Source organism: Streptomyces sp. NPDC012769 (assembly GCF_042901205.1).
GTDB lineage: Bacteria > Actinomycetota > Actinomycetes > Streptomycetales > Streptomycetaceae > Streptomyces.
The window spans coordinates 18,842-33,075 of sequence record NZ_JBIBCP010000002.1 but is presented as its reverse complement, the minus strand read 5'-3'; the positions used below and the strand labels follow the sequence as shown (position 1 = coordinate 33,075).

At 71.9% G+C, this 14,234-nt stretch carries 11 protein-coding genes; 7 read left to right on the top strand and 4 right to left on the bottom strand.

All coding sequences use genetic code 11. From position 1 onward, the window contains the following. Positions 1–3: 3 nt before the first annotated feature. Both ACFY7C_RS09000 and ACFY7C_RS08995 read left to right on the top strand, forming a co-directional pair. On the top strand, positions 4–1,416 hold the full coding sequence (locus ACFY7C_RS09000; RefSeq protein WP_389646193.1) for a carbohydrate ABC transporter permease: 1,413 nt from the start codon (positions 4–6) through the stop codon (positions 1,414–1,416). Beyond that, positions 1,413–2,276: a carbohydrate ABC transporter permease gene (locus ACFY7C_RS08995; RefSeq protein ID WP_389646190.1), complete on the top strand. Its 864-nt coding sequence runs from the start codon at positions 1,413–1,415 to the stop codon at positions 2,274–2,276. Before ACFY7C_RS09000 ends, ACFY7C_RS08995 begins: the two co-directional genes overlap by 4 nt. A gap of 30 nt (positions 2,277–2,306) precedes the next feature. Here ACFY7C_RS08995 and ACFY7C_RS08990 read toward each other — a convergent pair whose 3' ends face one another. After that, on the bottom strand, positions 2,307–2,930 hold the full coding sequence (locus tag ACFY7C_RS08990; protein WP_389646187.1) for a TetR/AcrR family transcriptional regulator: 624 nt from the start codon (positions 2,928–2,930) through the stop codon (positions 2,307–2,309). A gap of 120 nt (positions 2,931–3,050) precedes the next feature. On the opposite strand from ACFY7C_RS08990, the gene ACFY7C_RS08985 reads away from it, so the two are divergent. The 3 genes from ACFY7C_RS08985 to ACFY7C_RS08975 are packed head-to-tail and all read left to right on the top strand — an operon-like array spanning position 3,051 to position 6,110. Next, positions 3,051–3,974, top strand: a complete 924-nt coding sequence (locus tag ACFY7C_RS08985) for an ABC transporter permease (protein WP_389646184.1) — start codon at positions 3,051–3,053, stop codon at positions 3,972–3,974. Continuing rightward, entirely contained in the window at positions 3,967–4,722 is a 756-nt protein-coding gene (locus ACFY7C_RS08980; RefSeq protein ID WP_389646181.1) for an ABC transporter ATP-binding protein, read from the top strand. The genes ACFY7C_RS08985 and ACFY7C_RS08980 overlap by 8 nt, the downstream gene beginning before the upstream one ends. A gap of 26 nt (positions 4,723–4,748) precedes the next feature. Beyond that, the gene (locus tag ACFY7C_RS08975; protein WP_389646179.1) at positions 4,749–6,110 is read left to right on the top strand and encodes a glycosyltransferase 87 family protein; all 1,362 of its coding nucleotides are present in this window, start codon (positions 4,749–4,751) and stop codon (positions 6,108–6,110) included. 67 nt (positions 6,111–6,177) lie between these two features. Here the strand turns inward: ACFY7C_RS08975 and ACFY7C_RS08970 are convergent, their stop codons facing one another. Next, entirely contained in the window at positions 6,178–11,139 is a 4,962-nt protein-coding gene (locus ACFY7C_RS08970; protein WP_389646176.1) for an NAD-glutamate dehydrogenase, read from the bottom strand. 384 nt (positions 11,140–11,523) lie between these two features. Here ACFY7C_RS08970 and ACFY7C_RS08965 point away from each other — a divergent pair, with 384 nt between their 5' ends. Further along, a complete protein-coding gene (locus ACFY7C_RS08965; protein ID WP_389646174.1) occupies positions 11,524–12,081 on the top strand; it encodes a DJ-1/PfpI family protein in 558 nt (185 codons plus the stop codon). Between the two features lie 141 nt (positions 12,082–12,222). Here ACFY7C_RS08965 and ACFY7C_RS08960 read toward each other — a convergent pair whose 3' ends face one another. Together ACFY7C_RS08960 and ACFY7C_RS08955 are read right to left on the bottom strand one after the other, a co-directional pair. Further along, a complete protein-coding gene (locus ACFY7C_RS08960) occupies positions 12,223–12,882 on the bottom strand; it encodes an HAD family hydrolase (RefSeq protein WP_389646171.1) in 660 nt (219 codons plus the stop codon). Positions 12,883–12,905: 23 nt separating this feature from the next. Further along, entirely contained in the window at positions 12,906–13,412 is a 507-nt protein-coding gene (locus ACFY7C_RS08955; protein ID WP_389646168.1) for a DUF6912 family protein, read from the bottom strand. A gap of 205 nt (positions 13,413–13,617) precedes the next feature. On the opposite strand from ACFY7C_RS08955, the gene ACFY7C_RS08950 reads away from it, so the two are divergent. Next, entirely contained in the window at positions 13,618–14,049 is a 432-nt protein-coding gene (locus ACFY7C_RS08950; RefSeq protein WP_389646166.1) for an Rv3235 family protein, read from the top strand. The last annotated feature ends 185 nt before the right edge of the window (positions 14,050–14,234 follow it).

Here is a 14,234-nt window from a genome sequence, read left to right as displayed (position 1 = left end):
CCGGTGGCCCGCGAGGAGAGCACCACCGCGACCCCCACGCCGGGCACCACCGGCCGAAGGCCCCCCGGGACGTCCGGCACGCCCGGCTCCCGTGGCCGGCGCGCCACGCCCGCGAGCCGCGCCCGCGCGCGCCGCGCCGCGGTCGTCGCGGCGGCCTTCCTCCTGCCCGCCCTCGTGCTGCTCGGCGCGCTCGTCGTCTACCCCATCGGGTACTCGGTGCAGCGCTCCTTCTTCGACAAGGCGGGCGACTCCTTCGCCGGCCTGGACAACTACGTCACGCTCTTCACGGACGAGTCCATCCGCACCGCCGTCCGCAACAACCTGATCTGGGTGGTCGTCGCGCCCACCGTGGCGACGGCCCTCGGTCTGGTCTTCGCGGTGCTCACCGAACGGGTGCGCTGGGGAACGGCGTTCAAGCTCGTCGTCTTCATGCCGATGGCGATCTCGATGCTCGCCGCGGGCATCATCTTCCGTCTGGTGTACGAGCAGGACCCGGACCGCGGGGTCGCCAACGCCGTCTGGGTCGGCGTGCACGACACCTTCGCCGAGTCGTCCGGCTTCCCCCGGGCCCGCCCGCTGCCCGTGCACCCGCTGAAACCGGCGGTCGGCGGGGCGTACGTCACCAAGTCCCCGGTCCGTACGGGGGAGGTCGCCCTGCTGCCGCTGGTCGGGGTCCCGCCCGCGCAGATGCCCGAGGACGCCCGCCCGGCCCGTACCGCCGCCCCGGCGGGTGAGGGGATCAGCGGCACCGCCTGGCTGGACTTCACCCGGGGCGGCGGCGGAAGGCCCAACGCCGTCGACCCGAACGAACTCGGCCTGAAGGGGCTGCGGATCGAGGCGGTGAAGGACGGCGCGGTGGTCGCGCGCACCACGGCCGCCGCCGACGGCGGCTTCACGCTCCCGGCCGCCGCCGACGGGGCGGTCCTGCGACTGCCGGAGAACAACTTCCGCGAGCAGTACAACGGAGTGTCCTGGCTCGGTCCCTCGCTCGTCACCCCGGCGATCATCGGCAGTTACGTGTGGATGTGGGCCGGCTTCGCGATGGTGCTCATCGCCGCCGGGCTCGCCGGCCTGCCGCGTGAACTCCTCGAAGCGGCGCGGGTCGACGGGGCGAACGAGTGGCAGGTGTTCCGCAGGATCACGGTGCCGCTGCTCGCGCCGGTCCTCGGCGTCGTCCTCGTCACTCTGATGATCAACGTCCTGAAGGTCTTCGACCTGGTCTTCATCATCGCGCCGGGCTCGGCCCAGGACGACGCGAACGTGCTCGCGCTCCAGCTGTACCGCTCCTCCTTCGGCACCGACGCCGACCTCGGGGTCGGCTCGGCCATCGCGGTGCTGCTCCTGCTGCTCGTCCTGCCGGTGATGGCGGTCAACATCCGCCGTGTCCGCCGTACGCGAAGGGAGGCCCGCCGATGAGCCTCCCGGCCTCCCGGGTCGCCGCCCGGATCGCCTCCCGCACCGCCTCCGGAGCGGTGCGTGTCCTGCTCGTCCTGGTCGGGCTGTTCTGGCTGATGCCGACGGCCGGGCTGCTGATCTCCTCGCTGCGCTCCCCGTCCGACATCGCCTCGGACGGCTGGTGGCGGGTCTTCTCGGCCCCGGCGCAGCTGACCACGGAGAACTACCGGGCCCTGCTGTCCGACGGGGCGATCACCGACTCGCTGGTCGCCACGGTCCTGATCACCGTGCCGGCCACCCTCCTCGTGGTGGTGATCGGCGCGTTCGCCGGCTATGCCTTCGCCTGGCTGGACTTCCCGGGCCGGGACTGGTGGTTCCTGCTCGTCGTGGGGCTGCTGGTGGTGCCGGTGCAGGTGGCGCTGGTCCCGGTCTCGAAGCTGTTCGGCGCGGTCGGGATCTTCGAGACGACGCTGGGCGTGGTGCTGTTCCACACGGCCTTCGGGCTGCCGTTCGCGATCTTCCTGCTGCGGAACTTCTTCGCGGAGATCCCGCGCGAGCTCCTGGAGGCGGCGCGGCTCGACGGGGCGGGCGAGATCCGTCTGTTCGCCCGGGTGGTGCTGCCGCTGGGCGGCCCGGCGCTGGCCTCGCTGGGGATCTTCCAGTTCCTGTGGGTGTGGAACGACATGCTGGTGGCGCTGATCTTCGCGGACGCGCAGTCGCCGCCGATCACGGTGGCGCTCCAGCAGCAGGTCCGGCAGTTCGGCAACAACGTGGACGTGCTCGCGCCGGGCGCGTTCGTGTCGATGGTGGTCCCGCTGCTGGTCTTCTTCGCGTTCCAGCGGCAGTTCGTGTCCGGGGTGATGGCGGGCGCGGTGAAGTAGCCGCGCCCGGCGGGTGTGACGCGGCGGCTGTTACGCGGTGAGGGCGGCCACCGCCGAGCGCGCCAGGTCGTCGAGGTAGCCCTCGTGGCCCTGCGGCGGCTCGGTGCGGACGACGACCAGCCGCCAGTAGAGCGGGCCGACCACGAGGTCGAGCGCCCGGTCGGGGTCGGCGCCCCCGGGCAGCTCGCCGCGCTCGACGGCGGCGCGGACGACCTGGGCCACGACCCCCTGCTGGGGGTCGAGCAGGGCGGCCTTGAGCGCGTCGGCGATCTCGGGGTGCCGCACGGCCTCGACGAGGAGGTCGGGGATGACCTGCGAGGCCACCGGGTGGCGCAGGGCCTGGGCGGCGACCTCCAGGAGGGCGCGGACGTCGCCGTACAGGGAGCCGGTGGCGGGCGCGGGCAGGCCCTGGACGGTGACGGCGCCGACGAGGTCGAGGACGAGGGAGAGCTTGGACTTCCAGCGCCGGTAGACGGCGGTCTTGCCGACTCCGGCGCGGCGGGCGATGCCCTCGATCGACATACGGGCGAAGCCGACGGCAGCCAGCTCGTCGAAGACGGCGGCGCGGATGGCCTCGGTGACGTCCTCCCGGAGCACGGCGGCTCCCGCGGGGGCACGGCGAGGAGTTCCCGAAGGTCCGGAGGGTGTCGTCATGCACAGGATCTTAGCCAGCGGCGAACCCGCCCGTCACGAGACGACGAAACGGTTGCGTTCCGACGCCAAGGTGGCCTAACGTCCACGTAGCGACGATACGGACCCGTTCCACCGAAGGCGATGACCGTGACGACCGAAACCCTCGCCCCACCAGCACCACCGGCACCCCTCTCCTCCGATGAGCTGCGCGAACTCGCCCGGCGCCACGGGCTCACCGTGAGCGGTGCCCGCCCCTCGCTCCCCGCGTATGTGCGGCAGCTCTGGTCGCGGCGCGACTTCATCGCCGCCTTCGCGACCGCCAGGCTGACCGCGCAGTACAGCCAGGCCCGCCTCGGCCAGGTCTGGCAGGTGATGACGCCCCTGCTCAACGCGGCCGTCTACTACGCGATCTTCGGCGTCCTCATGGATGTGCGGCGGGGCATCCCCGACTACGTCCCGTTCCTGATCACGGGCGTCTTCACCTGGACCTTCACCTCGCAGACGATCATGACCGGCACCCGCGCGATCAGCGGCAACCTGGGCCTGGTCCGCGCCCTGCACTTCCCCCGCGCCGGCCTGCCCCTGGCCCTGGCGCTCCAGCAGCTCCAGCAGCTGGTCTTCTCCCTGGGCGCCCTGGTGGCGATCCTGTTCTGCTTCGGCGAGTTCCCGCGCTGGAGCTGGCTCCTCGCGGTACCCGCCCTGGCGCTCCAGACCCTCTTCGGCACCGGGCTCGCGCTGGCGACCGCCCGGCTGGCCGCCCGTACGCCGGACATCGCTCAGCTGATGCCGTTCGTGCTGCGCACCTGGATGTACGCCTCCGGGATCATGTGGTCCCTCGCCCACCTCACCCACGGCCGCGACCTGCCGCACGCGGTGATCGTCCTGCTCCAGTGCAACCCCGCCGCCGTGTACATCGACCTCATGCGCCTCGCGCTGATCGAGAGCTTCCATGGCTCCCAGCTCCCGCCCCACGCCTGGCCCCTCGCCGCCGGCTGGGCGGCCCTGGCCTTCGCGGGCGGCTTCCTCTTCTTCTGGCAGGCCGAGGAGACGTACGGCCGTGGCTGAGCACCCGCGCGTGAGCGAGGAACGAGAACCGACGGTCGTCGCCGACGGCGTCCATGTCACCTACACCGAACGGGGCGGCACCCGCACCGTCCACGCGGTCAGGGGCGTTTCCTTCGCCGCCTACCGGGGCGAGGCGATCGGCCTGATCGGTTCGAACGGATCAGGGAAATCGACCCTCCTGAAGGCCGTCGCGGGCCTGCTGCCCACCAGCGCGGGCCACGTCTACACGCGAGGCCGCCCCGCCCTGCTCGGCGTCAACGCGGCCATGATGGGAGATCTGACCGGGGAGCGGAACGTGATCCTGGGCGGCCTCGCGATGGGCATGAGCCGCAAGGAGATCACCGCCCGCTACGCCGACATCGTCGCCTTCTCCGGCATCGACGACAAGGGCGACGACGCCATCTCCCGCCCCATGCGCACCTACTCCTCCGGCATGGGCGCCCGGCTGCGTTTCTCCATCGCCGCCGCCCGCAGCCATGACGTGCTCCTCATCGACGAGGCCCTTGCGACCGGCGACGCGGCCTTCCGCCGCCGCAGCCGGCAACGGATCGACGAGCTGCGCGCCGAGGCGGGCACCGTCTTCCTGGTGAGCCACTCGAACGCGACGATCACCGAGACCTGCGACCGCGCGCTGTGGCTGGAGGCGGGCACCCTGCGGATGGACGGGCCGGCGGGTGAGGTCGTGGCGGCGTACGAGGAATTCACCAGGGATGGCACCCGGTCGGCCGTCGAGACCGGGAAGAACTAGGACATACCTGACTAAAGTGCGGAGGGATGACTCCCGAGCCCTCTCCGCACGAAGCCGCCCCCGGCCCCGCCGACACCGGTCCCGACCCCGGACCCGGTGCGGGTGCCCCCGCGCGCACCGGGGCGGCGCCGCCGTCCCTCACCCGTTCGCCCTTCGAGTCGGAGACGTTCACCTCCGCCACCTTCGTGGCCGTCGGCCGCGGCCCGCTGCTCACCCTCGCCGTGGTCTGGGTGCTCACCCGCGTCGGCATGCTGCTCCTGCTGTACCGCGACAGCCTCGGCATCGGCGGCGTCGCCGGCGAGGTGCACTCCCTCTACCGGCACTGGTACGGCCAGTTCGCGCAGGGCACCTTCCCGCCCGGCGACGTCACCTGGCAGTACCCGCCCGGCGCCGGCCTGGTCATCATGTCGCCCGGGATCCTGCCCTGGCTCACGTACTTCCAGGGCTTCGTCCTCCTCACCCTGCTCGCCGACCTCGCCGTCGCCGCCGCCCTCGCCCGCGCCGACAGCGCCCGCCTCACCCACGGCGCCTGGTACTGGGTGCTCGGCCTCCCGCTGCTCCTGCACCTGCCGCTCGCCCGGTACGACGTCCAGAGCACCGCCCTCGCCGTGCTCGCCCTGCTCGCCCTGAAGTGCCGCTCCACCGCCGCCCACCGGATCGGCGGCGCACTCGCCGGACTCGGCGCCCTGGTGAAGGTCTGGCCCGCCCTGACCCTCATCGGCACCCCGCGCGGGCGCACCACCCGCGAGGCCTGGACGGCCGCCGCCGTCACCGCCGTGACCCTGCTCCTCACGCTGGGGCTGCTGTTCTCCGAGTCCCTCGGCTTCCTGCGCCAGCAGGGCAACCGGGGCATCCAGATCGAGTCCCTCGGCGGCACCGCCCTGGCCCTGGCCAGGGCCTTCGGCGGCTGGACCGGCGAGGTCCGGTTCCGCTACGGCGCCTTCGAGTACGTCGGCCCCTACGTCTCCACCGTCGGGCACCTCGCCCTGCTGCTGACCGCCCTGGCCTTCATCTGGCTCCTGCTGTGGCGGCTGCGGGCCGACAGCTGGACCGAGGCCACCCCGCTCGACGCGGCCTTCGCCGCCGTCCTGCTCTTCACCGTCACCAGCCGGGTCATCAGCCCCCAGTACATGGTCTGGCTGCTCGGCCTGGCCGCCGTCTGTCTGACCTCGCGTCGCACGGTGATGCGCCCGGTCGCGCTGCTGCTCCTGCCGGCCGCGGCCCTGAGCTCCCTCGCGTACCCGGTCCTCTACCTGGACGTCGTCGCGGGCACCCCGGAGGGCCTCGGCGTCATGGTGCTGCGCAACGGGCTGCTGCTCGCGGCCGCACTGCTGGCCGCCCGCCGCCTGTGGACGTCATCGGTCGACCCGCAGAAAGACGAGTCGTAGAGAGACGAGGCGTAACGGGAGGAGCCCCCGCCGGTCCGTACCGGCGGGGGCTCCTCCACGAACAGGGTCAGCTGTGCGTACGGAGCAGCGTGCGCATCGTCCGCATGGCCACCGACAGGTTCGCCAGGTCGAAGGCGTCCGAGCCCTGGATCTCCTCCAGGGTCGTGCGCGCCCGGCCCAGGATCGCCGCGTTCTTCTCCTCCCACGCCTTGAACCGCTCCTCCGGCGTGGAGGTGCCGTTCCCGACCGCGAGGACGTCCGAGGTGAGCGCGGCGTGCGCCGCGAACAGGTCCTCGCGGATGGAGGCGCGGGCCATCGACTGCCAGCGGTCGGCCCGCGGCAGCTCGATGATCCGGTCCATGAGGTCGGTGATCCGCAGCCGGTCGGCCAGGTCGTAGTAGACCTCGGCGACCGCCAGCGGGTCCTTGCCGACGCGGTCCGCGATCGCGACGATGTCGAGCGTCGGGAAGGCGGAGGAGAACCCGGCCACGCGCAGCGCCAGCTCCTCCGGGACGCCGACCGCGGTCAGCTCCTCGAAGATCGACTCGTACCACTCCAGGTCCGCGCCGCGCAGCAGCTGCGGCAGCTTCTCCCAGACCTGCTCGACCCGCTCCGAGAAGAAGTCGATGGTCTCGCCGATCTGGAGCGGCTGCGGCCGGTTGTTGAGCAGCCAGCGGGTGCCGCGCTCGACCAGACGACGCGAGTGCAGGCGCATCCGGGTCTGGAACTCGGCCGGGACCTTGTTGTCGAGCGCCTCGACGGCGTCCCAGACCTCGGCCAGACGGAAGATCACCCGGGCGGCGGTCTGCGCGCGGACGATCTCCTCGATCGACGCGCCCGACTCCTCGCGGAGGCGGTGCAGGAAGGTCGAGCCACCGGTGTTGACGGTGTCGTTGACCAGGACCGTGGTGATGATCTCCCGGCGCAGCGGGTGGTGGTCGACGGCCTCGGGGAACCGCTCGCGCAGCAGCGTCGGGAAGTAGGCGTGGAGCAGCCCGCGCAGGTACGGGTCGTCGGGCAGCTCCGTACCGATGAGCTCGTCGGCCACCGTGATCTTGGTGTACGCGAGGAGGACGGCGAGCTCCGGCTGCGTCAGGCCCTTGCCGCCGCCCAGCAGCTCACGGATCTGCCGGTCGTTGGGCAGGAACTCCAGCGAGCGGTCGAGGGCCCCGTCGCGGCCCAGGCGGCGCATGAAGCGCTGGTGGGCGTGGAGCAGGGACGGCGACTGGGCGACCGCGTTGGCCAGGGCCGTGTTCTGCGCGTAGTTGTTGCGCAGCACGAGCGAGCCGACCTCGTCGGTCATCTCGGCGAGGATCACGTTGCGCTGCTTGACGGTCATGTCGCCCTCGGTGACCAGACCGTTCAGCAGGATCTTGATGTTGACCTCGTGGTCGGAGGTGTCGACGCCGGCGCTGTTGTCGATGGCGTCGGTGTTGACCTTGCCGCCCTCGCCCTCGGGTCCGCCGGAGCGGGCGAACTCGATGCGGCCCAGCTGGGTCGCGCCGAGGTTGCCGCCCTCGCCGATGACCTTGGCGCGCACGTCCTGGCCGTCGACGCGGATGGCGTCGTTGGCCTTGTCGCCGACGTCCGCGTTGGACTCGACGGAGGACTTCACGTACGTGCCGATGCCGCCGTTCCACAGCAGGTCGACCGGCGACTGCAGGATCGCCTTCATCAGCTCGGCCGGGGTCATCTTGGTGATCCCGTCCTCGATGCCGAGGGCGGCCCGCATGTGCGCGTTGACCGGGATCGACTTGGCGGTACGCGGGTGGATGCCGCCGCCGGGCGAGAGGAGCGTGGTGTCGTAGTCGGCCCAGGACGAGCGGGGCAGCTCGAAGAGGCGGCGGCGCTCGGCGTAGGAGACGGCCGCGTCCGGGTTCGGGTCGACGAAGATGTGCCGGTGGTCGAAGGCGGCGACGAGGCGGATGTGCTCGGAGAGCAGCATGCCGTTGCCGAAGACGTCGCCGGACATGTCGCCGACGCCGACGACGGTGAAGTCCTCGGTCTGGGTGTCGTGGCCGAGCTCGCGGAAGTGCCGCTTGACCGACTCCCAGGCGCCGCGGGCGGTGATGCCCATGCCCTTGTGGTCGTAGCCGGCCGAGCCGCCGGAGGCGAACGCGTCGCCGAGCCAGAAGCCGTACGACTCCGCGACGCCGTTGGCGATGTCGGAGAAGGTCGCGGTGCCCTTGTCGGCGGCGACGACCAGGTAGGTGTCGTCCTCGTCGTGGCGGACCACGTCGACCGGCGGCACGACCTCGCCGCCGACCAGGTTGTCGGTGATGTCGAGCAGCGCCGAGATGAAGGTCTTGTACGAGGCGATGCCCTCGGCCAGCCACGCGTCACGGTCGAGCGACGGGTCCGGCAGCTGCTTGGCGACGAAGCCGCCCTTGGCGCCGACCGGCACGATGACGGTGTTCTTCACCATCTGCGCCTTGACCAGGCCGAGGATCTCGGTACGGAAGTCCTCGCGCCGGTCGGACCAGCGCAGGCCGCCTCGGGCGACCTTGCCGAAGCGCAGGTGGACGCCCTCGACGCGCGGCGAGTACACCCAGATCTCGAAGGCGGGGCGCGGGGCCGGCAGGTCGGGGATGGCCTGCGGGTCGAACTTCATCGACACGTAGGAGTGCGGCTTGCCGTCCACGGACTTCTGGAAGAAGTTCGTCCGCAGCGTCGCCTTGATGACGGTGAGGAAGGAACGCAGGATGCGGTCCTCGTCGAGGGAGGCGACCTGGTCGAGGGCACCGTCCAGCTCCTCCAGGAGGCCGTCGATCAGCTCGGTGCCGGCGCGCTGGCGCTCCGGCGCCATCCGGGCCTCGAAGAGGGAGACGAGCAGCCGGGTGGTGTGGACGTTGTTGCGGAGGGTGTCCTCCATGTAGTCCTGGCTGAACGTCGAACCGGCCTGGCGCAGGTACTTCGCGTAGGCGCGCAGCACCATCGCCTCGCGCCAGGTGAGCCCGGCGGACAGGACGAGCGAGTTGAAGTTGTCGTTCTCGGCCTCGCCGTTCCAGGTGGCGGCGAAGGCCTCCTGGAAGCGCTCGCGGGCGTCGTCGCCGAGGTAGTCGCCGCCGTTGCCCGTCGGGAGCGGCATGCGCAGACCGAAGTCGTAGATCCAGGCGTGGGTGCGGTCGGCGCAGCGCAGCTCGTACGGGCGCTCGTCGGTGACCTCGACGCCGAGCCGGTTGAGGACCGGCAGCACGGCGGAGAGGGAGATCTGGTCACCCGTCTTGTAGATCTTGAAGCGGCGCTCGCCGCTGCCGGAGGCGACCGGCTCGTACAGCGAGAGCGAGAAGTCCTTGTCGCTGTCGGCCAGTGCCTCCATGTGGACGAGGTCGGAGACGGCGGCGCGCGGCGAGTGGTCGGCCTTGTAGCCCTCGGGGAAGGCGTTGCCGTAGCGGCGCAGCAGCTCGGCGGCGCGCTCCTCGCCCAGCTCGGAGTTGAGCGCCTCGGCGAAGCCGTCGGACCAGGAGCGGGCGGCGTCGGCGAGCCGGGCCTCGATCCGGTCGACGTCGGCCTCGGTCAGCTTGCTGAGCGCGGTGCCGGGCTCGACGCGGATGACGAAGTGGAGGCGGGAGAGGATCGACTCGGTGTTCCAGGCCGTGAAGTCGACGCTGGTGCCGTGCAGCTCCTCCTTGAGGATGTCGATGATCCGCAGCCGGACGCGGGTGGTGTAGCGGTCGCGCGGCAGGTAGACGAGCGCCGAGTAGTAGCGGCCGTACTCGTCCTGGCGCAGGTAGAGCCGCAGCCGCCGCCGCTCCTGGAGGTACAGGACGCTGGTGACGATGGCCTGGAGCTGGTCGACCGGGGTCTGGAACAGCTCGTCGCGCGGGTAGGTCTCCAGGATCTGGAGCAGGTCGCGGCCGTCGTGGCTGCTGGGCGAGAAGCCGGCGCCGTCGAGGACCTCCTGGACCTTGCGCTTGACGACCGGGACGCGGCGAACGGACTCGGTGTAGGCGGCCGAGGAGAACAGGCCGAGGAAGCGGCGCTCGCCGATGACGTTGCCGTCGGCGTCGAACTTCTTCACGCCCACGTAGTCGAGGTACGAGGGGCGGTGCACGGTCGCGCGGCTGTTGGCCTTCGTCAGGATGAGCAGCTTGTGCTCGCGGGCCTTGGCGCGGGCGTCGGCGGGCAGCCGGTTGAAGGACGGCGAGACGGGGTGGGCGTGGTGGTCGTCGCCGCTGTGGTGCGGGTCGGATCGCAGGATGCCGAGGCCGGTGCCGGGGACGGCGGCCAGGGCGTCACCGTTGACCAGCTCGTACTCGCGGTATCCGAGGAAGGTGAAGTGGTCGTCGGCGAGCCAGCGCAGCAGCTCGCGGGCCTCCTCGACCTCGGTGGGCCGCAGGTCGGAGGCGGTGGGCTCGTCGGGCAGGCCGTCGGCGATGCGCAGCGCGGCGTCGCGCATCTTCTCCCAGTCCTCGACGGTCTCGCGGACGTCGGACAGGACGCGCAGCAGGTCGTTGGTGATCTGCTTGAGGTCGGCCTTGTCGGTCTCGCGGTCGATCTCGACGTGGATCCAGGACTCGGTGAGCGCGTCGTGCGGCAGGGCGTCCTTGGGGAGCTGCTTGGCGAGGACCTCGATGAGGCGGCCGGTCACGTCGCGGCGGACGAGGACCTGCGGGTGGATGACGACGTGGATGCCACGGCCCTGGCGGGACAGCTCGTTGGTGACGGAGTCGACGAGGAACGGCATGTCGTCGGTGACCACCTCGACGACGGAGTGGCTGCAGGTCCAGCCGTTCTCCTCCACCGTGGGGGTGTGGACGCGGACGTTCGCGGTGCCCTGGGGGCGGTTCTCCGCGAGGCGGTAGTGCGACAGGGCGGCACCGAACACGTCGACGGGGTCGCGGTCGGTGAGGTCCTCGGGCGCGGTGTGCAGGTAGTAGCGCTGGAGGTAGTCGAGCAGGCTCGCGTGGTCCGGACGCTCCCCGTTCTCCGGCCCTGTCGGAAGTCGCCCCCCGACCGGGCTGTTCTCAGCTACCCGGGCAGCCCGATCGAGCAGCTCGGCCTTGGCTTCGTCCAGCTTGGTCTGCATGTCCTCTGACTCCTGTCGCGCGCCATTGCGTGACGTCGGTGGAAGAAAGGACACAACGCCACGACGCGGTCGTACCGGTCGAAGTCGGCGTTGTGCCGCGATGAGAGATGTCCGGGCGGTTCTCGGCCACCCGGCCCTGGGGATCGGCGAACGCACCGTCGGCCCGGCCGCTGTGGCGGACCGGGCGGAAGCCGGGGGCTGCGCTGCCCCCTCGGCGTATCGCGCTGATCACGAGAAAAGCCTATCGCTGTTGACCCCCCGGCCGTCATGAGCCTTATGTGTACAAAAGCGGGGCGCGAAGTTTGACAGTGTGGACAGCGACGCAGGGTTATCCGGGCACATCGACATCAGGGATCTAGGGATCTGACGGATCTGGGAGTCGCCATGGCGAAGATCTTGATCGTGACCGGGGACGCGGCGGAGTCGCTGGAGGTGTTGTACCCGTATCAGCGACTGCTCGAAGAAGGTTACGAGGTCGACATCGCGGCCCCGGCCCGCAAACGGCTGCGGTTCGTGGTCCACGACTTCGAGCCGGGCTTCGACACGTACACGGAGAAGGCCGGCTACACCTGGCCGGCGGACCTGGCCTTCTCGGAGGTCGACCCGGGCTCCTACGCGGCCGTGGTCATCCCGGGCGGGCGGGCGCCGGAGTACCTGCGCAACGACCCGGAGCTCCGCAAGATCCTGAAGTCCTTCTTCGACGCGGACAAACCGGTCGCCCAGATCTGCCACGGACCTCTCCTCACGGCGGCGGTCGGCAGCCTGGAGGGCCGCCGGGTCACCGCGTACCCCGCCCTGGAACTCGACATGCAGGCCGCGGGCGCGACCTTCCGGGACACGGCGGCGGTGGTGGACGGCCGCCTGGTGTCGTCGCGGGCGTGGCCGGACCACCCGATGTGGATGCGGGAGTTCCTGAAGGTGCTGAGGGAGACGGAGGAGTAGGGGGGCCGGGTACGGGGTGACCGGGGGCGGCCGCTGGGCGCGCCCTCCGGGGCCGCACGGCCGAGGTGCGGCCCACCGGGGCGCGCCGGCCGGGACGGTGCGGCCGACCGCGCCGCCGCCCGGCCGCCCCCAGGAGGCCCCCTAGACCAGCTCCTCCGCGACGGCGACGGCCTCTTCGAGGGAGTCGACGACCGGGACCCCGGCCGCCTCCAGGCTGCGCCGGCTGTGCGAGCCGCCGGTGTAGAGCACCGCCTTCGCCCCGACGTGCGCCGCCGCGCGGGCGTCGTCCGCCGCGTCGCCGATCACCACGACCCGCTCGGGCGCGACGCCCTGGAGCGCGGCGAGGTGGCGCACCATGTGCCCGGACTTGCCTTCCGTGGAGCGGTCGGTGCGTCCGTCGACGCGCACGAACCGCTCGGCGATCCCGTGCCGCCGCACCAGCGGCACCAGCTCCTCGTGGGGTGCGAGGGAGAGCAGCGACTGGGTGAAGCCGGACGCCTGCCGGGCGGCCAGCAGCTCCGCGGCACCGGCGGCGAGCACGCAGGCCTCGGCCAGGGCCCAGTAGTGCCGGTGGAAGGCGTCGTCCATGACGATCCATTCCTCACCGGTGGGCAGGCGCCCCATCAGACGCTCGTAGAACTTGGGCACCGGCACCGTGTAGAGGTCGCGGTACCGCTCCAGGGTGATCGGTTCGAGCCCCAGTTCGGCGAAGGCGGCGTTGGTGGCGCCGATGACGGCGCTGATGTCGTCGAGCAGAGTGCCGTTCCAGTCCCAGACCAGGTGCTTCGCATGCTTCCCCATGGGGAGCCACGGTACCGGCAGGTTCAGCCGAGCAGGCCCGGGATCTCCTGCACCCCGTACCAGAGCAGCTCGTGGTCGTCGGCCCCGTCGACGACGAACTGCGCGTCGTCGTCGCCCTGGTCGGCGGCCCCGAGCGCGGCGGCGGCGGCCGACACGTCGGCCTCGGCGTCGTCGGCGTCGGCGTGCACGGCGGCGGCCTTCGCCAGCGGTACGGCGGCGGCGATACGGACCTCGCCGAGGGCGCTCGCGTCGAGCCCGCGGTCGGGGTCGACGACGGCGGCCTTGTCGGGGACGTCCACGGCGACGACGACCCTGCGCCGGGCGGCCTCGGGGTCGCCGGCGAGCAGCCGGAGCGAGGCGGCGGCGGCGCGGCTGAGGGCGGCGTACTCCAGCTCCTCGATGTCGTCGGAGACGTACCACTCGCGCAACGCCGGGGTGACGGCGTAGGCGGTGAGCGGCCCGGGTCCGAGCTCGCCCGCCTTGTGCGCCTGTGCGAGACCGGGAAGGGTCAGGGGGACGTACACGCGCATGGCTGGCCGCTTTCGTAGTCGGAGACGCCCTCAGGATACGCGGGGAGCGCGCACGGGGCCCGGGTCCCCCGGATAGGTGAATCACCCTGTGTCGGGGCGTGGTGACGGAGAGCTCTTGCCGGGGTCCGGCCCCGGCTCGTACAAGATCCCCCGACGAAGTTACCGGCCAGTAGCCGGTGGCCCATCGCGACGAACGGGGACCCGCATGACCACGTACACCCGACACCCCTCCGGTCCGGCCGGCACCCGCCCGCGCGGCCGCGCGGGCACCGGCCCGCGGCGGACACAGCCGCCGCACGTCATGTTCGCCGAGCGCCTCCTCGCCGTCCTGAGCGGGGAACGCCCGGTCCACTGGATGCTGGGCCACACGATCGGCGAGGCCTACGAACAGCTCGTCCAGCTCGCCCCCGCGACCCCTCTCCGCTCCCCCGGCCCCCGCCCGGTCCTGCGCCGCTGCTCGGCCCACCTCCCGGGCCACACCGACGCCGTCGAAGCCTGCGCCACCATCACCACCGGCGAACGCGTCCGCGCCATGGCCTTCCGCCTCGAGCGCGGCCCCGACCGCCGCTGGCGCTGCGCGGCCGTCGAACTCGACGGCCTCCCCTGGCACCTCCCTCAGGGCCGCCCGGGGCCGTGACGGGGCCGTAGAGGGCCGAGCACCAGCTTCATGAAGGGCCGAGGAGCCGCCGCCAACGAGCGAGCGGCCCCTCGGCCCTTCATGTGGGACGCGGGCCCAGCGGCGCTGCCATCAGCCGGCGCCGCTGTCCGTACGCCTGGGGGCATGGCCGAGGCCCTCGCCACGGCCCCACGGGGCCCGTCCGA